A 19,873-nucleotide genomic window follows, 5' to 3' on the forward strand; every position below is an offset into this window, starting at 1 on the left:
CCGCAGCTATGGAGAAGAAACAACGTGTCTGAACGATATTCCGACGACGCCGACTGGGCGACCGCCGCAGAGCAGTCCAGCGAGGAGGACGAGGCCCAGGAGGGCAACGTGCTCGCCGCGGAGGAGCTCTCGGTCACCTCTGCCGAGCACGTCGCGGTCCACGTCGAAGACGAGGACGGCGAGCAGGATGCCGCGGATGACACCGACATCGACATCGACGACCCGGAGGCGGACGCGATCGTGAACGACGCTCTCAACCTGGACGAAGCGGCTGAAGCCGAGGCTGCCGCTGAGGTCCTCAACGAATCTGTGGCCGAAGAGGTCGCCGAGCAGGAAGCGGAGGCGGCCGACGAGGTCACCCCGTACGACGGCCCCGACGTGAACGGCGAGGACGACCGCCCAGCGGCCGAGGACGCCGAGTCCGAGGACGACGCGGAGGAGGACCCGTACGAGGCCTTCCGCATGGACCTCCGCATGCTTCCGGGCAAGTGGTACGTCATCCACTCCTACGCCGGCTTCGAGCGCAAGGTGAAGGCCAACATCGAGCAGCGCAAGTCGACGCTCGAGGTCGAGGACGAGATCTACCAGGTCGAGGTCCCGATGGAAGACGTCGTCGAGATCAAGAACGGCCAGCGCAAGATGGTCACCCGCGTGCGCATCCCCGGCTACGTGCTGGTGCGCATGGAGCTCACGGAAGACACCTGGTCGGTCGTGCGCCACACCCCGGGTGTCACCGGCTTCGTGGGCAACGCCCACAACCCGACGCCGCTGCGCTTCGAAGAGGCCTTCAACATGCTGAAGTCGCTCGTCGAGGTCAAGGACGTGCCGACCGCCAAGAACATCGCGTCGAAGGGCGGCGTCGCCGTCGCTCGTCCGCTGCCCGCCGAGGTCGACTTCGAGGTCGGCGAGACCATCACGATCAAGGAGGGCTCGTTTGCGGGTCTTCCCGGTTCGATCAGCGAGATCAAGCCCGAGAGCGGCAAGCTCACGGTCCTCGTCTCCCTCTTCGAGCGCGAGACTCCGGTCGAGCTGTCGTTCGACCAGGTCACCAAGATGATCTGACACCGGTCACTGAGCCTGCCGAAGTGCACGAGAACGGCCGTCCCTTCCGCGGCGGCCGTTCTGCGTTGGCGTGAGTCTCTGCTCCGGTCGCGATATGACAGCCAAAATCGGCGTTTTGGCTGTCATATCGCGACGGGAGCCGAGGGGATCCGGCAAGGACAGGCGACGCGCGCAGTTGCGCTCCGGATCGGGTAGACTTGTGTGGTTTGTGCGACAGCCCGCAGGGGTCCCTGAGCTCGTCGAAGGGCGTACAGACGACCACGGTCCGGAAACGCCGGATCAGTGGGAGAAGCGGATGCCTCGGCATCCGCCTCGATGAAAGGAAAGAGAATGGCACCGAAGAAGAAGGTGACCGGCCTGATCAAGCTTCAGATCAACGCCGGTGCAGCCAACCCGGCGCCGCCGATCGGCCCCGCGCTCGGTCAGCATGGCGTCAACATCATGGAGTTCTGCAAGGCGTACAACGCCGCGACCGAGTCGCAGCGCGGCAACGTCATCCCCGTCGAGATCACCGTCTACGAGGACCGCAGCTTCACCTTCGTCCTGAAGACCCCGCCGGCAGCGGAGCTCATCAAGAAGGCCGCCGGCGTGCAGAAGGGGTCGTCGACCCCGCACACGGTCAAGGTCGCGAAGATCACCAAGGACCAGGTCCGTCAGATCGCCGAGCAGAAGCAGGCCGACCTGAACGCGAACGACGTCGAGGCCGCCTCGAAGATCATCGCCGGAACCGCCCGTTCCATGGGCATCACGGTCGAGGGCTGAGGAGAATAATCATGGCTACCAAGTCCAAGGCTTACAAGGCTGCCGCCGAGAAGATCGAGGCAGACCGTTACTACACCCCCTCCGAGGCTGTCGCCCTCGCGAAGGAGACCGGCTCGTCGAAGTTCGACTCGACCGTCGAGGTCGCGCTGAAGCTCGCCGTCGACCCGCGCAAGGCGGACCAGATGGTGCGCGGCACCGTCATCCTCCCGCACGGAACCGGTAAGACCGCTCGTGTCATCGTCTTCGCCACCGGCCCCGCGGCCGAGGCAGCGATCGCCGCAGGTGCGGACGAGGTCGGCGGCGCCGAGCTCATCCAGAAGGTCGCCGACGGCTGGACCAACTTCGACGCCGCGGTCTCCACTCCGGAGCTCATGGGCCAGGTCGGTCGTCTCGGAAAGGTTCTCGGACCGCGTGGTCTGATGCCGAACCCGAAGACCGGCACCGTGACCCCGAACCCGGCCAAGGCCGTCGAGGAGATCAAGGGCGGAAAGATCGAGTTCCGCGTCGACAAGCACGCCAACGTGCACTTCGTCGTCGGCAAGGCGTCCTTCACCGCCGAGCAGCTGAACGAGAACATCGGCGCAGCGCTCGAGGAGATCGTCCGCCTCAAGCCGTCGAGCTCGAAGGGCCGTTACATCCAGAAGGGTGCGGTGTCGACCACGTTCGGCCCCGGCATCCCGCTGGACGTCAACTCCATCTGACGCTTCGACACACTCAGCGACCCAGTCGCAGAGGAACGCCCCCGGGTTCTCCCGGGGGCATTTCTGCGTCCGCGCGACCCGTCGGAAACGAATCGTCATCGGATGCGGGGAAGCGGCGCGGGCCGCGTACTGTGAGGGAGTTCCCGTGACGGTCGCGTAAACTCGCACCGCACTTCACACCCCAGGAGGGTTCATGTCCCGTCGTCTCATCGCCGCCACCGCACTCGTCGTCGCCGCCACCGTGCTCACCGCCTGCAGCGGGTCGAGCACTCCCGCGAGCACATCGGACGGCACGAGCGAGGGGTCCGACTTCGGTCTGGTGCAGGACGGCACGCTCACCGTCGCCACCGAGGGCACCTACCGTCCCTTCAGCTTCCACGACGACGGCGGCTCCGGCGACCTGACTGGTTTCGATGTCGAGATCATCCAGGCGGTCGCCGACAAGCTCGGCCTCGAGGTGAAGTTCCAGGAGACGCAGTGGGACGCGATCTTCGCGGGCCTCGACGCCGGCCGCTTCGACGTCATCGCGAACCAGGTCTCGATCAACGACGAGCGCGAGGCGAAGTACCTCTTCAGCGAGCCGTACACCGTCTCGCCCGGCGTGATCGTCGTGCCCGAGGACGACGATTCGATCTCGTCCTTCGACGACCTCGAGGGCAAGACCACGGCCCAGTCGCTGACGAGCAACTGGTACGAACTGGCGACCGAGTCCGGGGCGAAGGTCGAGGGTGTCGAGGGCTGGGCGCAGGCGGTCGAGCTGCTGCGCCAGGGCCGCGTCGACGCGACGATCAACGACAAGCTGACGTTCCTCGACTACGAGACCACGAACAGCCCGTCCGGTCTGAAGATCGCGGCCGAGACGGACGAGGCCGGTGAGCAGGCGTTCGTGTTCACGAAGGACAAGAAGGCGCTGGTGGAGGCCGTCGACGGTGCGCTCGACGAGCTGCGCGCCGACGGGACCCTGGCGGAGATCAGCGACAAGTACTTCGGCGAAGACGTCACGCAGTAGTCGATGGAGAGTCCCTGGCAGCTGTTCTTCGATTCGCTCGGGCCGATCGCCTGGGCGGGTCTGACGGCGACGGTTCCGCTCGCGCTGATCTCGTTCGTCCTCGGGCTCGTCATCGCCGTCGGTGTCGCCCTGATGCGGATCTCCGTGCACCCGGTCGTCTCGGGGGTGGCGCGCTTCTACATCTCGGTGATCCGCGGCACGCCGATGCTGGTGCAGCTGTTCGTGATCTTCTACGGGCTTCCGTCGGTCGGGGTCACCCTCGACCCGTGGCCGAGTGCGATCATCGCGCTCTCGCTGAACGTCGGCGGCTACGGCGCGGAGGTCGTGCGGGCGGCGATCCTCTCGGTGCCGAAGGGGCAGTGGGAGGCGGCGTACACCGTGGGCATGAACCGCACCCGCACGCTGACGCGGATCATCCTGCCGCAGGCTGCTCGGGTGTCGGTGCCGCCACTGTCGAACACGTTCATCTCACTCGTGAAGGACACCTCCCTGACCTCGCTGATCCTCGTGACGGAGCTGTTCAAGGTGGCCCAGCAGATCGCCTCGACGACGCTGGAGTTCATGGTGCTGTATCTGGCCGCCGCGCTGGTGTACTGGGTGCTCTGCCTGGTGCTGTCGTTCGGTCAGAGTGCTCTCGAGAGGAGGCTGGACAGCCGTGTCGCTCACTGATCCGAACCAGGAGGCCCTGCTCGTCGCGCGCGGGCTGCGCAAGAGCTTCGGCGACAACGAGGTGCTGCGCGGCATCGACCTGACGCTGCACCGCGGCGAGGTGGTCGTGCTGATCGGGCCCAGCGGGTCGGGCAAGACGACGGTGCTGCGCGCGCTCAACGGTCTCGAGACTCCGGATGCCGGCACGATCGTCGTCGCTGGCGGCCCGGAGATCGATTTCGCGCCCGAGGTGAAGCCTTCCCCGCGGCTGCAGAAGCAGAAGCGGCTCGCGCTGCGGGACCGCTCGGCCATGGTGTTCCAGCACCACAATCTCTTCCCTCATCTCACGGTGCTCGAGAACGTGATCGAGGGTCCGTGGCGGGTGCAGGGTCGCCCCAAGGACGAGGTGGTCGTCGACGCCCTCGCGCTGTTGGACAGGGTCGGTCTGGCGGACAAGGCCGATGCCCGTCCGCACCAGCTCTCGGGCGGACAGCAGCAACGCGTCGGCATCGTCCGGGCACTCGCCCTCCGGCCGGACGTGCTGCTCTTCGACGAGCCGACCAGCGCGCTGGACCCCGAACTCGTGGGGGAGGTGCTGCTTGTGATCAAAGAGCTCGCGGACGAGGGATGGACCATGGCGGTCGTCACGCATGAGCTGAGCTTCGCGCGCGAGGCCGCCGATCACGTGCTGTTCCTGGACGGCGGCGTCATCGTGGAGCAGGGGCCGCCCGCCGACCTGTTCCGTGCGCCGACCCACGAGCGCACGCAGCGGTTCCTCACCCGCATCATGCGTCCGCTCGACGGCGCCTGACCCGCGCATCCCTCGACGCGGGGGTCGCACCGTGGCAGGATGCCCCCGTGGGAACCATCGACGACTACCTGACCGACCTCGACCCCGCCGATCGGGAGACGATCGCCCGGGTGTACGCCCTCGCCCGCGACGAGGTGCCGGATGCGGAGCAGGGCAAGGGCTACGGCATGCCCGCCCTCGTGCACCGCGGCAAGCCTCTTCTCTCGGTGATGCGCGCGAAGAAGCACATCGGCGTGTACCCGTTCAGTCCGGAGGCGGTCGCGACGGTCGCCGGGCTCCTGGACGGGCATGAGGGTGTCAGCGTCGACAAGGGCACCATCCGGTTCCAGCCCGAGCATCCCCTCCCGGACGACGCGCTTCGCAGCCTGGTGCGTGCGCGACGGCGTCAGATCGACGGCGACTGACCCGTCAGGCGCCCAGCACCGGGATCACGAGGCTCACGGCGATCGCGATCATGACGACCGCGATAACGGCGTCGAGGATGCGCCACGAGCGCGGTGTGCGCAGCCAGCGGCCGAGGTAGCGGGCGCCGAAGCCCAGCGCCGTGAACCACAGGATGCTGGCGGCGATGGCCCCGCCCGCGAAAAGCCAGCGCTCCTCGCCGTGGGTGGCCGCGATCGAGCCGAGCATGAGCACCGTGTCGAGGTAGACGTGCGGGTTGAGCCAGGTGAGCGCCAGGGTCGTCAGCACCACCGGGGCCAGGCGCGTGCGGGTGAGGGTGCCGCTCGCGCTCGTCGTCGACGCGACCGCTGCCTGTTCGTCCGCCGTGTCGACGGCCAGCTCCTCGCCGCCGCGCCACGCGCGTCGAGCCGCGAGGACCCCGTAGGCGAGCAGGAAGGCGGCTCCCGCCCAGCGCGCCACGACCACGAGCCATGGCGCGGCGGTGAGGACGTAGCCCAGCCCTGCCACGCCGGCGGCGATCAGCGCCGCGTCGGACAGTGCGCAGACGGCGACGACGGCCAGGACATGCTCGCGGCGGATCCCCTGACGCAGCACGAAAACGTTCTGCGCGCCGATCGCGACGATGAGGGAGAGGCCGAGTCCGAGGCCGGCGAGAACCGTGAGCATGGCCCCAGCCTAGGAATCCGGGGCCATGATGAGAAGCGAAGATTCCTTTCGAACCATTAGCATCGCTTATGTGAGAATCGACCCCGAGCTCGCGGCCACGCTGGCGGCGATCGTGGACGAGGGAACCCTCGACGCGGCCTCCCGGCGGCTCCGCATCACGCCCTCGGCGGTGAGCCAGCGGCTGAAGGCCCTCGAGCAGCAGTTGGGACGCATCCTCGTCGTGCGCAGCAAACCGGCGCGGCTGACCGAAGCGGGCGCGGCGGTCGTGCGCCTGGCGCGGCAGATCGCCCTGCTCGAGCACGATGCGCTCGTGGGGGTCGGGATCGATGAGGAGGGCGGCGCTCGCCGCATCACCGTGCCGCTCGCGGTGAACGCCGACTCGATGGCGACCTGGTTCCTGGCACCGCTGGCCCGACTCTCATCCGGCCACGACATCGACTTCGATCTGCACCGCGATGATCAGAACTTCACCGCCCGCCTGCTGGAGTCCGGAACCGTGATGGCGGCGGTGACGAGCGAGGAGACCCCGGTTGCCGGATGCTCGGTGGCGCCGCTCGGTGTGCTCGAGTATCGGGCGATGGCGGAGGCGGCATTCGCCGAGCGGTGGTTCGCCGGCGGTGTGACGCCTGGCGCGCTGGCGCTCGCCCCGTTCGTCGACTTCGATCGCCGCGACACCCTGCAGCACGAGTGGCTGCGGGCGATGGGGGTCTCGCCGGAGGGGGTGCCGCGGCACTACGTCCCCGCCTCCCACGACTATGCCCTCGCGGTGCGGCTCGGTCTCGGCTGGGGGATGGTCCCGGTGCCGCAGGAGGCTCCCGGCCTGGTCGCTCTGGGCGGACCGACCCTCCGGGTGCGGCTCCACTGGCAGCAGTGGAACCTGCGCTCCGATCTGCTGGACACCATCGCCCAGGAGATCGCCCTCGAGGCGCGTCGCGTGCTCGGCGCCGTCTGAGGCCCGTTTCCGGTCTGCGCGGGATGAGCGAATCTCCTGCGCGAAATCGCCTTGTCCTTCCGGAAGGGCTCGGAGAGGATGGCGCAAACGCGCGGGTGCGGGGTCGTTGAGGGGTGGCCGGAACACCGGCATCCACGTGGTTCACCGATTCCTGAGGGGGAAGCGACATGGTAACCAAGGCAACGCAGCGCAAGATCGGAGCGGTGCTGGCGGGTGGACTGGTGCTCGGCATCGGCACCGCGGCCACGCTGGCGGCGTGGAACGACTCCGAGTTCGCGAACGGCACGTTCACCGCCGGCGCGTTCAATCTGGAGGGCTCGACGGACGGCACCACGTACGCCAACCACAGCACCGCGGGCACGGCGGCGACGCTCGCGTTCACCCTGCCGGCAGGACTCGTGAGCAACATGTCGCCGAGCAGCACCGTCTACGCGGGCTTCTGGGTGCGGTTGGCTGCCGGCACGACCTCCGCAGCGAACCTGACCGCCTCAGGTGCAACGGCAGACCCCGCCGCGACCTCCAACTCGGATCACCTGTCGTACGCGATCTACCAGCTCGATCCCGGGGCGACGTGCAACGCCGCCTCGGCGACCGGCACGCCGGTGGCGAGCGGGGCGACGCTGGACGCGCTGACCGGAGCGACTGCTATCCCGCTCACCGCCGGGGCCACGGCCACCGATCCGGGAACGGCCGTGCAGCTGTGCTTCCGCGTCACGGCGGACGCGGCGCTGGAGCCCAGCCTGGTGACGGACGCCACGTGGAGTTTCACGGCCACGTCGACGAACTGAGCGCGTGATGCAGACCCGCAGAGATGTGCGGGAGAGGCGACGGCTGCACTCCCGCCGAGTCCGCGCCGTGCTCGCGGGCGGCCTGGTGCTGGGCATAGGGGCGGCCGCGACCCTCGCCGCCTGGAACGACTCCGAGTTCGGAGCCGCGAGCTTCACGGCCGGCCGGTTCGACATCGTCGGCGCGACGGACGGGACCACGTTCTCGAGCCACGCGACCGCAGGCACCGCCGCGACGCTGAACTTCCAGCTCGCCCCCACGGCGATGGCGCCGGGAACCACCACCTATGCGCTGTTCAGCGTCCGCACCGCGAACCCCTCGGTGGCCGGGACCGTGCAGCTCACCGCCGGCACCCCCGGGGGCACGGGGCTCGCGACGTACCTCACGTACGGCGTGCGGACCATCTCCGGCACCACCTGCAACGGGACCACGTACCCCGCGGGGACCGCTGTGGTCACCGACGGCTCGGCGCTGACGGCCGGAGGGGCGTCGACCCAGACGGTCACGGCGAACGGAGCGTCGCAGGTGAACTACTGCATCGCCGTCACGCTGCCCACCACCGCGCCGAACGCCGCGCAGGGCCTCACGATGTCGCAGACCTGGCAGTTCCAGGGGACATCGTCCTAGATCGGAAGGAGGGTCGAGATGACGCCCATCACGCGACGCCGCGTGCGCGAGCAGCCCGTCGCTCCTCCCGAGGAGGAGACCGGAAGCGCCCCCTCGTCCCGGTCGCGGGCGGGCAGCGCGATCGGAGACGTGCTGCTGTGGCTCGCCGCCGCGGCCGGAGCGGTCTGCATCGTGCTCGTGGTGCTCGCGTTCACGGCGCAGATCACCCTCATCATGTTCCGCACGGGCTCGATGTCGCCGACGATCCCCGCCGGATCGGTGGCGGTGGTGCAGCGCATCCCGGCGAGCGAGATCGAGGTCGGCGACATCGTCACCGTCGACCGGGACGGCGAGCTCCCCGTGACCCACCGGGTGACCTCCGTCGCGCCGGGCACGAGCGACGGGCAGCGGACGATCACGATGCGCGGCGACGCGAATGCCGCAGACGATCCCACCCCGTACTCCGTGGCATCCGTCCGGGTCGTCCTGTTCTCCGTGCCCGGCGTCGCCGCCGTGATCGCCGGCATGGGCGATCCGCTCGTGCTCGCCGGGCTGACGGTCGCCGCGGCGCTGCTCGTGGTCTGGGCGTTCTGGCCGCGCTCGCCGCGCGCGAGGGAAGCCCGGGAGAACCGAGGGTCGTCATGAGACGGCGTCTCGCATTCGGACGGTGGCTGGCGGTCGGGCTCCTGGCGATCGCGGCGGTCGCGACGCCGAGCACGGCCTGGGCGGCGCCCGCCACGCAGGTGATCCAGGGAGACGTGCTGCGCCTGGTCTCGGTGGCCGACTGGGATGCGGCCGCCGGGATGCTCCCCGGCCAGCCCCTGCGCTGGGACGTGGCCGTGAGCGCGCAGGCACCCGATCCGGGTGTGATCCGCATCGGGATCAGCGCGACCGGCGGCGCCGCTCTCGTCGTCGACGTCGCGATGTGCCGTCAGGCGTGGGCGGGGACGGACTGTCCCGGGGGAGCGACCACCCTGCGTGAGGACTGGCCCATCTCCCGCGACGGTGCGGAGACGCCTCTCGCCGAGATTGCGGACACCGAGACCGCGCACCTCCGTCTCGCGATCACCCTGGACGCCGGCGACGCGGCAGGGAGCACCGAGGTGCGCATCCAGGCGCGAGGGGCGGGGGAGACGGTAGCCGTCGGGCCGGACGGCGGCCTCGCCGTCACCGGCGCCTCGCCCCGCACGGCGTGGCTCGCCGCCGCGGGGGTGCTGCTCGCGCTGGCGGGGGCGGCACTCGGGCGGGGTCGCCGCGTCCGGGCGGAGCCCCAGCGGAGGACGCGCGCATGATGCGCCAGGTCGTGCGGAGGGTGCTGACGGGGGCGGTCGGCATCGCGGCGCTCGTCGGCATCGCGGCCGTGCATCCCGTGGAGCAGACCGATGCGCGCTTCACCGACAGCGAATACGGCTCGGGAGTGTTCACCGCAGCGACGCTCGCGACTCCCGTCGTCGCCTCGTGCACGGTCACCAGCACGCTCGGCACGTTCACGGGCTTCACCATCACGTGGACCTCGCCCTATCCCCGAGTGCAGCAGCGACTGTCGATCAACAACGTCGCGGTCGACAACACCAACGTCACCCAGAGCGGCACGGGCCCGTACTCGTACTCGGCGACCATCAGCTCCGGGCTGCTGAACACGTTGCTGGGCAGTCTGCTCGGCTCGACCAACACGGTGCGGGTCGAGGCGATCTACGCGGGCACGGCCTGGGCGTCTCCTGCCGCGACACGGACGCTGTCGGTTGGCGGCCTGCTCGGGCTGGGCGGCAACAACACGTGCACGTGACCGGGAGCGCGGTCGGCCGGATGGTCAGTCGGCCAGGGCCAGAGCGCGGAAGGCGTCCCGTTCTCGGAGCTGCTCGCGACGGCTGGCGACGGCATCCGGCGTCCTGCTCGGAACCTGTCGGCCCGTGGTGCGGCGGTAGAGCTCGTCGATGAGGTCGGTGGCGAGGGTGACGAGCTTCGCGATCTCACGATCGTCGCGGTCGATCCAGACGCAGCGGGGCTCATCGTGGATCGGGGCGAAGTCCACGTGCTCCTCCCACACGAACAGGGTCCGCTCGGCGCCGAGCACGTGCTGCTGCCACCACACCTGACGCAGGTACGTGCGGGGGATGCCGCGGAACGCCTTGTTCGTGGTCTTGATCTCGGCGAGCTTGACCCGACCCTGCGCGTCGACGGCGATGCCGTCGGGGGTGGCGAGGTGGCGGTGCTCGACCTCGGCCCGGAACAGGGCGGAAGAGGGGAGGATGCCGTGGGTCGCCGCGACCCAGGCCGCGATCTCGGGCTCGCGCCGGCGGCCGTGGTCGGTGTAGGCGTTGCCGCCGAAGCGGGGTCCGCCTCCGAGCTTGGAGTCCGCAGCCCGGGCGATCGACTTCTCCGACGTGAGCCCGGCGACATCCGTGGCGGTGATCCCGCGCGAGCGTGCGCGCATCCACGCCACGCGGTCGCGCGAGTCCGCGACGATGCGTGCGGCGAGTTCCGGGGTCACCCTTCGACCCTAACCCCGTCCGCCGACCCTCCTCCGCCGCCTGCCCGGCTTGTCGCCGACTGCGCCCGCCGCAGCACCGCCCCGCGTCGCCCCCGAGTGCACGGGATGTCGCCGAGTGCACGGGAAGTCCCCGAGTGCACGGGATGCATACGTGGCTACGCCGTGCGCTCGGCGCGAACCCGTGCTCTCGCAATCGAAGTCTTCTCCTGCACGGGAGGCGGGGTGAGGGGAGAAGTGCAGAGAGTGCGGGGCGGGGCGAGGGAAAACTCAGGAGGAGGGGAGGAAGCGGGAAACATGGGGCGATGATGAACGCGCTCGACAGCCTCATCCGATCCCGGACGGACCTCCTGCAGCGGGGGTGGACGGAGCGCCGCATCGCGGAGGCCGTGCAGGCCGGAACCCTCGTCGCGCTCCGACGAGGCTGGTACATGGATGCCGCGGACCGGGCGGAGCTGTGGCCGGAACAACGGCATCACGCGCATGTCATCGCCGTGGACCGGGATGCCCGCGGCTCGGCGGTCATGTCTCACACGTCGGCTGCGGTGCTCTGGGGACTGCCGCTCTACAAGGTGCGGCTCGCCCGCGTGCACATGACCACGCCGACGCCGACACGGATCTCCAGCGCACCCGACGTGTTCCGCCACGTGGCGCCGCTCACGCGCGGGGACCTCGCACTCCGCCACGGAATCCGCTGCACATCGCTGTCCCGGACGGTGTTCGATCTGATCCGCTCGGTGCCGGCGGCAGCGGCCGTGGCTGCGGCCGATGCCGCGGAGCGCGATACGGGACGGCGTCAGGGGCAGTGGGACGCGGACGCAGTCCTCTCGTGGCGCCGCGATCTCTCGCAGCGGGTGGACGAGGCGACGGGAGCCCGGGGCATCCGGCAGGCGAGGTGGGTCGCGGCGTTCGCGGATGGCAGGGCGCAGCTGCCGGGGGAGAGCGTGAGCCGGTTGCACCTGCACACGCTCGGCTTCGCCGCCCCCGACCTCCAGGTGCACGTCCCCGGACCGGGTGGTCGGGACTACTTCGTCGACTTCGGCTTGGACGACGTGCAGAGCTTCGGTGAATTCGACGGCAAGACGAAGTACCTCGACGAGGCGCTGCGGTCGGGTCGCACGGTCGAGGAGGTCCTTCTGGAGGAGAAGCAGCGTGAGGACTGGATCCGCGGCCTCACCCAGCGCCGGTTCGCCCGCTGGGGCTCCGAGCACATCGCCACTCCCGAGGCGCTCGCCGCCCGCCTCGCCTCCTTCGGCATCACCCCTCCCTGACCCGCCGCCTCGCCGCCTCGCCGGGTCGCCGAGTGCACGGGAAGTCGCCCAGTGCACGGGAAGTCGCCCAGTGCACGGGAAACCCACGTGGCCAAGCCGTGCACTCGGCGCGAACCCGTGCACTCGGCAGGGGGAAGGGAGGGGGGGAGGGAGGGAGGAAGGAGGGGGCGGGGGATTTGGGGGGAGAAGGAGCGTGGGGTACAGTGGTCATAACCGAAGACCGCTGGTCGTCGTGTGCGTGCAAGCGCACAGGATCGAAGCTCTGCATCGCAGGGGCCCGCGCAGGTGTCACGAACTTTCTGAGCTCCGTGCGCTTGCGCCGGAGCTCTTCTCTTTTGCAGGGGGTCGGAGGCCGGCGCCCCACCACCGTGCGGCGCCTCGTACACACCAAGGAGTGACCATGGCGCAGAAGGATGCATCGGTCGCCGAGCTCACGAAGTCATTCGAGAACTCGAACGCCGTCCTGCTGACCGAGTACCGCGGTCTGACGGTTGCCCAGCTCAAGGAGCTGCGCAACAGCATCCGTCAGGACGCCGAGTACGCCGTGGTGAAGAACACGCTGACCAAGATCGCCGCCAACAAGGCTGGCATCTCCGCGCTGGACGACGACCTCAAGGGTCCGTCGGCTGTCGCGTTCGTGCACGGTGACTTCGTCGCCACCGCCAAGGCTCTGCGTGACTTCGCCAAGGCCAACCCGCTTCTCGTGATCAAGTCCGGCATCTTCGAGGGCAACGCCCTCACCGCGGACGAGGTCAACAAGTACGCCTCGCTCGAGAGCCGTGAGGTTCTGCTGGCGAAGGCTGCGGGAATGATGAAGGCGACGATGGGCAAGGCTGCCGCCACCATCGACGCGCTTCGCGAAAAGCTCGAGTCCGCCGAGGCCGCGTAAGCGTCCGACGTTCTCGTACAACAACCCCATCTATCTAGGAGATACATCATGGCGAAGCTTTCCACTGAGGAGCTGCTCGAGCAGTTCGCTGGCCTGACCCTCGTCGAGCTCAACGACTTCGTGAAGGCGTTCGAGGAGAAGTTCGAGGTCACCGCTGCTGCACCCGTCGCCGTCGCCGGCGCTGCGGGTGGCGCAGGCGCTGCCGAGGCTGAAGAGGAGAAGGACTCCTTCGACGTCATCCTCGAGGCTGCTGGCGACAAGAAGATCCAGGTCATCAAGACCGTGCGCGAGCTCACCTCGCTGGGTCTCGGCGAGGCCAAGGCCGTCGTCGACGGTGCTCCCAAGGCCGTGCTCGAGGGCGCGAACAAGGAGACCGCCGAGAAGGCCAAGGCTGCTCTCGAAGAGGCCGGCGCGACGGTTACCCTCAAGTAATCACGCTTCAGCGTTCTTCACGAAGGCCCCGGGTTCGCCCGGGGCCTTCGTGCGTTCCGCGGTCGTGCGGGACGCTCAGCGCGGCGGAGCGGTGGAGTTGCGGACCACGAGAGCGGATGCTGCGGCGACCTGCTCCAGCGGAGCATCCGGGTGGTCCATCTGCTGCGTCAGCAGCCGCACCGCGACGCGTCCCTGCTCGCGCGGGGACTGCCCGATCGTGGTCAGGGCGAACATGTCCGCGTGCTCGTGGTCGTCGATGCCGACGACGCTGAGCTCGGTCGGCACCGCGATGCCGAGCCGACGGGCCGCGATGATCGCGCCGATCGCCGCCTCGTCGCACACGCCGACGATCGCGGTGGGTCTGTGCCGGCGGTCCCCGAGCAGACCGGCCGCCGCGGAGTACCCGCCGGGCATGGTCGGATCGGCCGCGACCGCACGCACGTGGGCGGAGAGTCCGGCAGCTCGCAGGGCGTCGCGATAGCCGTCGAGACGTCGGGCGTCGCCGAAGCTCAGCTCCGCCGCACCGGTCGAGCCACCGACGAAGGCGATGTCGGTGTGGCCGAGCTCGATCAGGTGCTCGGTGGCGATGCGGGCGGCGTCGGTGTCGTCGATCGAGACGGCGCTGGACCCCTCGCTGTAGGGCCCGACGCTCACCAGGGGCCTGCCGGTCTGTTTCAGCCGTTCCAGTTCCCGAGCGCTCGGCTGGATGCCGACGGCGATGATCCCGTCGAAGCGGCGCCCGGGGAGCACGCTCTCGAACAGACGCTCCCGCGTCTGGCTGCCCTCGGGGACGCCGTAGAGCGAGAGGTCGTAGTCGAGCGCGAACAGGGACTCCTGCACCCCCGCGAGCAGTTCGGCGAAGAACCAGCGGTCGATCGGCGGCATCACGACGCCCACGGTCTGGGTGCGTCCCGTCGCCAGGCTCGTGGCGGAGGAGTGCGCGACGTACGACAGGTCGCGCGCGGCGTCCTCGACGCGGTTCCTGGTGTCCTCGGACACGTAGCCCCGACCGCTCAGCGCGCGGCTGGCCGTGGCTTTCGACACCCCGGCGCGAGCCGCGACGTCCGCGATCGTGCTCATCGGTCCTCCTCGACCTGTCACGCCGTGGCGTGGCCGGCGCCCCGCGCGCCGCGTCACAGCGTAGTCCGACATCCCTGAAAAAGGAACCGGTTCCACAGCCGGGGCGAGGGAGCGCTCCCATGCACCAGGAGGGCGATCGGCGAATGGTTGCGAGCTTGTGACCCTAGCGTGTTGTGCGGGGATGCGGATCGCCAGTAGGTTGGCCTGGAATCGGTTCCCTAACGATGCCCCGGGGTGGCGTCGTACGAGGCGGGAACCTGTACTCGAAGAGGAGAATTCACATGGCTCTGTCACAGCGTTCCCGGCGTTACGCGCCGCTCGCCCTGCTGGGGGTCGCGGGCATCGCGCTCGCCGGATGCGGAGCTCCCGGCGGCGCGCCGGGTGGCGACGGAGACGGCGGCGGCGACGCCACCGTCACGATCTACGGGACGATCGTCGACTCCGAGGCAGAACTCCTCCAGGAGTCCTGGAAGGACTGGGCCGACGAGAACGGCATCACCATCAAGTATGAGGGCAGCCAGGACTTCGAGACGCAGCTCGGCACGCGCGCCCAGGGTGGCAACCCGCCCGACATCGCGATCTTCCCGCAGCCCGGTCTGTTCGCCGACTTCGCCGACCGGGGCTTCCTGAAGCCCGCACCGGAAGAGGTCGAGAAGAACGCCAACGAGTACTGGACCGAGGACTGGGTCAACTACGGCACGGTCGACGACACGTTCTACGGCGCGCCTCTCATGGCCAACGTCAAGGGCTGGATCTGGTACTCGCCGGCGAAGTTCGCGGAGTGGGGCGTCGAGGTGCCGAAGACTCTCGACGAGATGTCGGCGCTCACGGACAAGATCCAGGCGGCCACGGGAACTCCGGCGTGGTGCGCCGGGTTCGAGTCCGGAACGGCCACCGGCTGGCCGGGCACCGACTGGGTCGAGGACTACGTGCTGCGTCAGGCCGGTCCCGACGTGTACGACCAGTGGGTCACGAACGACGTCAAGTTCACCGACCCGCAGATCAAGCAGGCGTTCGACTCGGTCGGCGAGATCCTGCTGAACCCGGCCAACGTCAACGCCGGATTCGGTGACGTCCGCTCGATCAACTCGACCGCTTTCGGTGACGTCGCGCCCAAGCTCGCCGGTGGCGAGTGCGCGCTGACCCACCAGGCGTCGTTCCTCTCGGGCTTCTTCCCCGAGGGTACGAAGGTCGCCGAGGACGGCGACGTGTGGGCGTTCATGCTCCCCGGCGAGTCCGCGGATGACTCCGCGGTCACCGGTGCCGGCGAGATCGTCGGCGCGTTCAGCGACTCCGAGGCCACGCAGAAGGTGCTCGCGTACCTGTCGAGCCCCGAGTGGGCGAACAGCCGCGTCAGCCTCGGCGGCGTCACCTCGGCCAACAACGGCCTCGACCCGGCGAACGCGAAGGACCCGATCCTGCAGGAGACCATCAAGATCCTGCAGGACCCGGAGACGACCTTCCGCTTCGACGCGTCCGACCTGATGCCCGGTGCCGTCGGCGCCGGCACCTTCTGGAAGGGCATGGTCGCATGGGTCAACGGCAGCCCCACGGATGAGGTGCTCACGCAGATCGAGACCGGCTGGCCGTCCAGCTGATCCGAGCAGAGGGGCCGTCCCGCAGCGGGACGGCCCCTCTGCTCCCTCGGTGCGCCCCGCCCGGGTGCACCGTCGATCCGGTCCGCGTGACGTAAGGGGATTCCGTGAACGCGACAGTTTTCTTCCAGTGGGTCGGCTCGCTGCCGCCGATCCTGCAGGCCGTCGCCGTGGTCATCGCGTTCGCGGTGGTCGTGGCGATCATCCTGCTCCTCGTGGACATCGCTCCGCGCAAGGGAAAGCAGTACACCGTCATCCGGCTGGCGATGTGCCTGCTGATACCGCTCGCCGTGATGCTGTTCTTCAACTCGTACTACTGGGCCATGGGAGTCGCGGTCCTCGTCGGCGCCCTGTTCTTCTGGCTGGACTACCGATCCCGCGATGGAGCGGGCTACCTCATCCAGCTGGTGGCGTTCATGGCGCCGGCCCTCCTGCTGCTGCTCGTCGGCCTGATCCTGCCGTCGATCCAGACCATGTACTCGTCGTTCCTGAACTCCTCGGGGAAGGAGTTCGTCGGCCTGTCGAACTACCTGTGGATCTTCACGCAGTCCGACGGCATCACCGCCGTCGTGAACACGATCATCTGGGTCCTGCTGGTGCCGACGGTCTCGACGATCGTCGGTCTCGCGTACGCCGTGTTCATCGATCGCACCCGCGGAGAGAAGATCTACAAGGTCCTCGTGTTCATGCCGATGGCCATCTCGTTCGTGGGCGCCAGCATCATCTGGCGGTTCGTGTACGAGTACCGCGGACCGGAGTTCGAGCAGATCGGTCTGCTGAACCAGATCCTGGTGTGGTTCGGCGGCACTCCGCAGCAGTGGCTGCTGAACCAGCCGTGGAACAACCTGTTCCTCATCGTGGTGCTCATCTGGGTGCAGACCGGTTTCGCCATGGTCGTGCTGTCCGCGTCCATCAAGGGCGTCCCGGCGGAGCTTCTGGAGGCGGCCGAGCTCGACGGCGCGAACGCGTGGCAGCGGTTCATCTCGGTGACCGTCCCGGCGATCCGCCCGGCACTCATCGTGGTGCTGACCACGATCTCGATCGCCTCGCTCAAGGTGTTCGACATCGTCCGCACCATGACCGCCGGAAACTACGGCACCTCGGTTCTGGCGAACGAGATGTACACGCAGTTCTCGAAGTTCGAGGCGGGACGCAGCGCAGCGCTCTCCGTCATCCTGTTCATCCTGGTGCTGCCGATCGTGATCTACAACGCGCGCCAGATCAAGAAGCAGCGGGAGATCCGATGACCGACACCGTCAAGACCGAGACCTCGGCCAGCACCCGCGCGATCACCACCGGCGGCGGATTCGAGGGAGCCGCGGGGAGGACGCGCAAGAAGCTGTCGCGCCCGTGGGCATCCGTCGCGTCGATCATCATCGCGTTCCTGTGGACGATCCCGACGCTCGGCCTGTTCATCTCGTCCTTCCGCCCGCGCGACGACATCCAGTCGAGCGGATGGTGGACGTTCTTCGCCGACCCTCAGGTGACGCTGGAGAACTACGTCGACGTGCTGCAGTCCGGCACGACGCAGCTGACCATCCTGGAATCGTTCGTCAACTCGATCGCGATCACCATCCCGGCCACGATCATCCCGCTGATGATCGCGTCGATGGCGGCGTACGCGTTCGCGTGGATCGACTTCAAGGGCCGCAACGCGCTGTTCATCTTCGTCTTCGCGCTGCAGATCGTGCCGATCCAGATGGCTCTGGTGCCGCTGCTCAGCTCGTTCTCGCGAGGCCTGAACCTCTTCGGGCTGCAGGTGACCCTGCCCCTCGGAGCATCGGACGGGTACGCGCAGGTGTGGATCGCGCACTCGATGTTCGCGCTGCCGCTGGCCATCTACCTGCTGCACAACTTCATGTCGGAGATCCCGGGCGAGATCATCGAGGCGGCGCGCGTCGACGGAGCCTCCCGTGGGCAGATCTTCTTCCGCGTGGTGCTGCCGCTGACGATGCCGGCGATCGCGTCGGTCGCGATCTTCCAGTTCCTCTGGGTGTGGAACGACCTGCTCGTGGCGCTGGTGTTCGCGGATGGCGCTGCCGCGCCCATCACGAAGCTGCTCGCCGAGATCACCGGAACGCGCGGCAACGACTGGTACCTGCTCACCGCCGGCGCCTTCGTGTCGATCATCGTGCCGCTGATCGTGTTCTTCGCCCTGCAGCGCTACTTCGTCCGCGGGCTGCTGGCCGGGTCGACCAAGGGGTGACGCGCCCTTCGACGGGCTCAGGGACCGCTGGGTCGCTGAGCCCGTCGAAGTCGTGGGTCGCTGAGCCCGTCGAAGCGCAACACAGCCCCGCACGCGGCATGCGCGCGTCTACCCTGAAGTCATGAAGTATGCGGACTCCATCGTCGATCTCGTCGGCGACACCCCTCTCGTGAAGCTCAACCGCGTCACGGAGGGCATCGCGTGCACGGTGCTCGTGAAACTCGAGTACCTGAACCCCGGCGGCTCCTCCAAGGACCGGATCGCGGCGCGGATCATCGACGCCGCCGAAGCCGCGGGTGACCTCGAGCCGGGCGGCACCATCGTCGAGCCGACGAGCGGCAACACCGGCGTCGGACTCGCCCTGGTGGCGCAGCAGCGGGGCTACCGCTGCGTGTTCGTGCTGCCGGACAAGGTCGGCGAGGACAAGATCGACGTGCTCCGGGCCTATGGCGCGGAGGTCGTGGTCACGCCGACCTCGGTGGCCCCCGACAGTCCGGAGTCGTACTACAGCGTGAGCGATCGGCTGGCGCGGGAGATCCCCGGGGCGTTCAAGCCGAACCAGTACGAGAACCCGAACGGTCCGCGCAGCCACTACGAGACCACCGGTCCTGAGATCTGGCGCGACACCGACGGCGAGATCACGCACTTCGTGGCCGGGGTCGGCACGGGCGGGACCATCACGGGAACCGGCCGTTTCCTGCGCGAGGTGTCCGGCGAGCGCGTCCGCATCGTCGGCGTCGACCCGGAGGGCAGCGTCTACAGCGGTGGGACGGGTCGCCCCTACCTCGTCGAGGGAGTGGGCGAGGACATCTGGCCCGGCGCCTACGACCCCACTGTCCCGCACGAGATCGTGGCGGTGGGCGACGCCGAGTCGTTCGCGATGACGCGCCGGCTCGCCCGCGAGGAGGGCATCCTCGTCGGCGGATCGAGCGGCATGGCCGTGGCCGGTGCGCTGCGCGTGGCGCGCGAGCTGCCCGCGGAGGCGGTGATGGTCGTGCTGCTCCCGGACGGGGGGCGCGGCTACCTCGGCAAGATCTTCAACGACGGCTGGATGCGGTCCTACGGGTTCAGCGATGTCGAGGACGGGGAGACCGTCGCCGACGTCCTCGCCGCCAGGGCGACCCGCCAGGGGGAGAGCATCCCGGACCTCGTGCACGCGCATCCGACGGACACCGTGCTCGAGGCGATCCGGATGATGACCGAGTACGACGTCTCGCAGCTCGTCGTGCTCAGCGCGGAACCTCCGGTGATGATGGGCGAGGTCGTCGGCACCGTCGACGAGAAGGGGCTGCTCGACCTGCTGTTCCGCGGCGAGGCGAATCCGACGGACGCCGTGGGCGCGCATGTGGGGGAGCGGCTTCCGCTCGTCGGCATCCATGCCTCCGTCGCCGACGCCCGTGCCGCGCTCGCCGACGCCGACGCCCTGCTGGTCACGGAGGACGGCAAGCCGCACACGGTGCTGACGCGCCAGGATCTGCTGGCCTACCTCGCGCGCTGAGCGGCGCCA

General features: G+C 68.9%; 23 protein-coding genes. 20 read left to right on the plus strand and 3 right to left on the minus strand.

All coding sequences use genetic code 11. The features are described 5' to 3' along the window. Positions 1 to 24 precede the first annotated feature (24 nt). From nusG to F6A08_RS05250, 7 genes are all read left to right on the plus strand, one after another. A complete protein-coding gene (gene nusG / locus F6A08_RS05220; RefSeq protein WP_017201517.1) occupies positions 25 to 1,062 on the plus strand; it encodes a transcription termination/antitermination protein NusG in 1,038 nt (345 codons plus the stop codon). Positions 1,063 to 1,392: 330 nt separating this feature from the next. Further along, on the plus strand, positions 1,393 to 1,824 hold the full coding sequence (gene rplK / locus F6A08_RS05225; RefSeq protein ID WP_017201516.1) for a 50S ribosomal protein L11: 432 nt from the start codon (positions 1,393 to 1,395) through the stop codon (positions 1,822 to 1,824). Positions 1,825 to 1,835: 11 nt separating this feature from the next. Further along, positions 1,836 to 2,525 carry a 50S ribosomal protein L1 gene (gene rplA / locus F6A08_RS05230; RefSeq protein ID WP_017201515.1) on the plus strand — a complete coding sequence of 230 codons (690 nt, stop codon included), beginning with the start codon at positions 1,836 to 1,838 and terminating at the stop codon, positions 2,523 to 2,525. Between the two features lie 193 nt (positions 2,526 to 2,718). After that, complete coding sequence (locus tag F6A08_RS05235; protein WP_017201514.1) at positions 2,719 to 3,534, plus strand: amino acid ABC transporter substrate-binding protein; 816 nt, start codon at positions 2,719 to 2,721, stop codon at positions 3,532 to 3,534. 3 nt (positions 3,535 to 3,537) lie between these two features. Next, positions 3,538 to 4,203 (plus strand): amino acid ABC transporter permease, encoded by a 666-nt coding sequence (locus tag F6A08_RS05240; protein WP_017201513.1) that lies wholly within the window; start codon positions 3,538 to 3,540, stop codon positions 4,201 to 4,203. Next, complete coding sequence (locus tag F6A08_RS05245) at positions 4,190 to 4,993, plus strand: amino acid ABC transporter ATP-binding protein (protein ID WP_017201512.1); 804 nt, start codon at positions 4,190 to 4,192, stop codon at positions 4,991 to 4,993. Before F6A08_RS05240 ends, F6A08_RS05245 begins: the two co-directional genes overlap by 14 nt. A 47-nt stretch (positions 4,994 to 5,040) precedes the next feature. Further along, entirely contained in the window at positions 5,041 to 5,397 is a 357-nt protein-coding gene (locus F6A08_RS05250) for an iron chaperone (RefSeq protein WP_017201511.1), read from the plus strand. 4 nt (positions 5,398 to 5,401) lie between these two features. Here the strand turns inward: F6A08_RS05250 and F6A08_RS05255 are convergent, their stop codons facing one another. Beyond that, on the minus strand, positions 5,402 to 6,061 hold the full coding sequence (locus F6A08_RS05255) for a LysE/ArgO family amino acid transporter (protein WP_151458805.1): 660 nt from the start codon (positions 6,059 to 6,061) through the stop codon (positions 5,402 to 5,404). A 70-nt stretch (positions 6,062 to 6,131) separates the two neighbouring features. Between F6A08_RS05255 and F6A08_RS05260 the strand changes: the two genes are divergently transcribed. From F6A08_RS05260 to F6A08_RS05285, 6 genes are all read left to right on the plus strand, one after another. Next, positions 6,132 to 7,013 (plus strand): LysR family transcriptional regulator ArgP, encoded by an 882-nt coding sequence (locus tag F6A08_RS05260; RefSeq protein ID WP_192576688.1) that lies wholly within the window; start codon positions 6,132 to 6,134, stop codon positions 7,011 to 7,013. Positions 7,014 to 7,180: 167 nt separating this feature from the next. Continuing rightward, positions 7,181 to 7,801: a SipW-dependent-type signal peptide-containing protein gene (locus F6A08_RS05265; protein ID WP_151458806.1), complete on the plus strand. Its 621-nt coding sequence runs from the start codon at positions 7,181 to 7,183 to the stop codon at positions 7,799 to 7,801. 7 nt (positions 7,802 to 7,808) lie between these two features. Continuing rightward, on the plus strand, positions 7,809 to 8,426 hold the full coding sequence (locus tag F6A08_RS05270) for a SipW-dependent-type signal peptide-containing protein (protein WP_017201507.1): 618 nt from the start codon (positions 7,809 to 7,811) through the stop codon (positions 8,424 to 8,426). Between the two features lie 18 nt (positions 8,427 to 8,444). After that, on the plus strand, positions 8,445 to 9,050 hold the full coding sequence (locus F6A08_RS05275; RefSeq protein WP_151458807.1) for a signal peptidase I: 606 nt from the start codon (positions 8,445 to 8,447) through the stop codon (positions 9,048 to 9,050). Beyond that, complete coding sequence (locus F6A08_RS05280; RefSeq protein WP_151458808.1) at positions 9,047 to 9,697, plus strand: hypothetical protein; 651 nt, start codon at positions 9,047 to 9,049, stop codon at positions 9,695 to 9,697. The genes F6A08_RS05275 and F6A08_RS05280 overlap by 4 nt, the downstream gene beginning before the upstream one ends. Further along, the gene (locus F6A08_RS05285; protein ID WP_151458809.1) at positions 9,694 to 10,191 is read left to right on the plus strand and encodes a hypothetical protein; all 498 of its coding nucleotides are present in this window, start codon (positions 9,694 to 9,696) and stop codon (positions 10,189 to 10,191) included. The genes F6A08_RS05280 and F6A08_RS05285 overlap by 4 nt, the downstream gene beginning before the upstream one ends. A gap of 24 nt (positions 10,192 to 10,215) precedes the next feature. Here F6A08_RS05285 and F6A08_RS05290 read toward each other — a convergent pair whose 3' ends face one another. After that, positions 10,216 to 10,896 carry a YqaJ viral recombinase family protein gene (locus F6A08_RS05290; protein WP_017201504.1) on the minus strand — a complete coding sequence of 227 codons (681 nt, stop codon included), beginning with the start codon at positions 10,894 to 10,896 and terminating at the stop codon, positions 10,216 to 10,218. A 302-nt stretch (positions 10,897 to 11,198) separates the two neighbouring features. On the opposite strand from F6A08_RS05290, the gene F6A08_RS05295 reads away from it, so the two are divergent. The 3 genes from F6A08_RS05295 (at position 11,199) to rplL (ending at position 13,485) form a co-directional block, all read left to right on the plus strand. Beyond that, the gene (locus F6A08_RS05295) at positions 11,199 to 12,164 is read left to right on the plus strand and encodes a hypothetical protein (RefSeq protein ID WP_151458810.1); all 966 of its coding nucleotides are present in this window, start codon (positions 11,199 to 11,201) and stop codon (positions 12,162 to 12,164) included. Between the two features lie 400 nt (positions 12,165 to 12,564). Next, a complete protein-coding gene (rplJ, locus tag F6A08_RS05300) occupies positions 12,565 to 13,053 on the plus strand; it encodes a 50S ribosomal protein L10 (protein ID WP_151458811.1) in 489 nt (162 codons plus the stop codon). A gap of 48 nt (positions 13,054 to 13,101) precedes the next feature. Beyond that, on the plus strand, positions 13,102 to 13,485 hold the full coding sequence (gene rplL, locus F6A08_RS05305) for a 50S ribosomal protein L7/L12 (RefSeq protein WP_017201501.1): 384 nt from the start codon (positions 13,102 to 13,104) through the stop codon (positions 13,483 to 13,485). A gap of 75 nt (positions 13,486 to 13,560) precedes the next feature. On the opposite strand, the gene F6A08_RS05310 is transcribed toward rplL, so the two are convergent. Beyond that, positions 13,561 to 14,565 (minus strand): LacI family DNA-binding transcriptional regulator, encoded by a 1,005-nt coding sequence (locus tag F6A08_RS05310; RefSeq protein WP_017201500.1) that lies wholly within the window; start codon positions 14,563 to 14,565, stop codon positions 13,561 to 13,563. Between the two features lie 281 nt (positions 14,566 to 14,846). Here F6A08_RS05310 and F6A08_RS05315 point away from each other — a divergent pair, with 281 nt between their 5' ends. The 4 genes from F6A08_RS05315 (at position 14,847) to F6A08_RS05330 (ending at position 19,864) form a co-directional block, all read left to right on the plus strand. Continuing rightward, the gene (locus tag F6A08_RS05315; RefSeq protein WP_017201499.1) at positions 14,847 to 16,163 is read left to right on the plus strand and encodes an ABC transporter substrate-binding protein; all 1,317 of its coding nucleotides are present in this window, start codon (positions 14,847 to 14,849) and stop codon (positions 16,161 to 16,163) included. A gap of 104 nt (positions 16,164 to 16,267) precedes the next feature. Beyond that, positions 16,268 to 17,407, plus strand: coding sequence for a carbohydrate ABC transporter permease (locus F6A08_RS05320; protein ID WP_017201498.1), 1,140 nt, complete (start codon positions 16,268 to 16,270; stop codon positions 17,405 to 17,407). Then, complete coding sequence (locus tag F6A08_RS05325) at positions 17,404 to 18,366, plus strand: carbohydrate ABC transporter permease (RefSeq protein ID WP_017201497.1); 963 nt, start codon at positions 17,404 to 17,406, stop codon at positions 18,364 to 18,366. Before F6A08_RS05320 ends, F6A08_RS05325 begins: the two co-directional genes overlap by 4 nt. 121 nt (positions 18,367 to 18,487) lie before the next feature. Further along, complete coding sequence (locus F6A08_RS05330; protein ID WP_151458812.1) at positions 18,488 to 19,864, plus strand: cystathionine beta-synthase; 1,377 nt, start codon at positions 18,488 to 18,490, stop codon at positions 19,862 to 19,864. The last annotated feature ends 9 nt before the right edge of the window (positions 19,865 to 19,873 follow it).

Source organism: Microbacterium algeriense, assembly GCF_008868005.1.
Taxonomy (GTDB): Bacteria; Actinomycetota; Actinomycetes; order Actinomycetales; family Microbacteriaceae; genus Microbacterium; species Microbacterium algeriense.

Coding starts and splice junctions, on each gene's coding strand:
- rplK (WP_017201516.1), top strand. CDS start 1,393: ATGGCACCGAAGAAGAAGGTGACCGGCCTGATCAAGCTTCAGATCAAC.
- rplA (WP_017201515.1), top strand. CDS start 1,836: ATGGCTACCAAGTCCAAGGCTTACAAGGCTGCCGCCGAGAAGATCGAG.
- F6A08_RS05235 (WP_017201514.1), top strand. CDS start 2,719: ATGTCCCGTCGTCTCATCGCCGCCACCGCACTCGTCGTCGCCGCCACC.
- F6A08_RS05240 (WP_017201513.1), top strand. CDS start 3,538: ATGGAGAGTCCCTGGCAGCTGTTCTTCGATTCGCTCGGGCCGATCGCC.
- F6A08_RS05255 (WP_151458805.1), bottom strand. CDS start 6,061: ATGCTCACGGTTCTCGCCGGCCTCGGACTCGGCCTCTCCCTCATCGTC.
- F6A08_RS05265 (WP_151458806.1), top strand. CDS start 7,181: ATGGTAACCAAGGCAACGCAGCGCAAGATCGGAGCGGTGCTGGCGGGT.
- F6A08_RS05270 (WP_017201507.1), top strand. CDS start 7,809: ATGCAGACCCGCAGAGATGTGCGGGAGAGGCGACGGCTGCACTCCCGC.
- F6A08_RS05275 (WP_151458807.1), top strand. CDS start 8,445: ATGACGCCCATCACGCGACGCCGCGTGCGCGAGCAGCCCGTCGCTCCT.
- F6A08_RS05280 (WP_151458808.1), top strand. CDS start 9,047: ATGAGACGGCGTCTCGCATTCGGACGGTGGCTGGCGGTCGGGCTCCTG.
- F6A08_RS05285 (WP_151458809.1), top strand. CDS start 9,694: ATGATGCGCCAGGTCGTGCGGAGGGTGCTGACGGGGGCGGTCGGCATC.
- F6A08_RS05295 (WP_151458810.1), top strand. CDS start 11,199: ATGATGAACGCGCTCGACAGCCTCATCCGATCCCGGACGGACCTCCTG.
- rplJ (WP_151458811.1), top strand. CDS start 12,565: ATGGCGCAGAAGGATGCATCGGTCGCCGAGCTCACGAAGTCATTCGAG.
- rplL (WP_017201501.1), top strand. CDS start 13,102: ATGGCGAAGCTTTCCACTGAGGAGCTGCTCGAGCAGTTCGCTGGCCTG.
- F6A08_RS05310 (WP_017201500.1), bottom strand. CDS start 14,565: ATGAGCACGATCGCGGACGTCGCGGCTCGCGCCGGGGTGTCGAAAGCC.
- F6A08_RS05315 (WP_017201499.1), top strand. CDS start 14,847: ATGGCTCTGTCACAGCGTTCCCGGCGTTACGCGCCGCTCGCCCTGCTG.
- F6A08_RS05325 (WP_017201497.1), top strand. CDS start 17,404: ATGACCGACACCGTCAAGACCGAGACCTCGGCCAGCACCCGCGCGATC.
- F6A08_RS05330 (WP_151458812.1), top strand. CDS start 18,488: ATGAAGTATGCGGACTCCATCGTCGATCTCGTCGGCGACACCCCTCTC.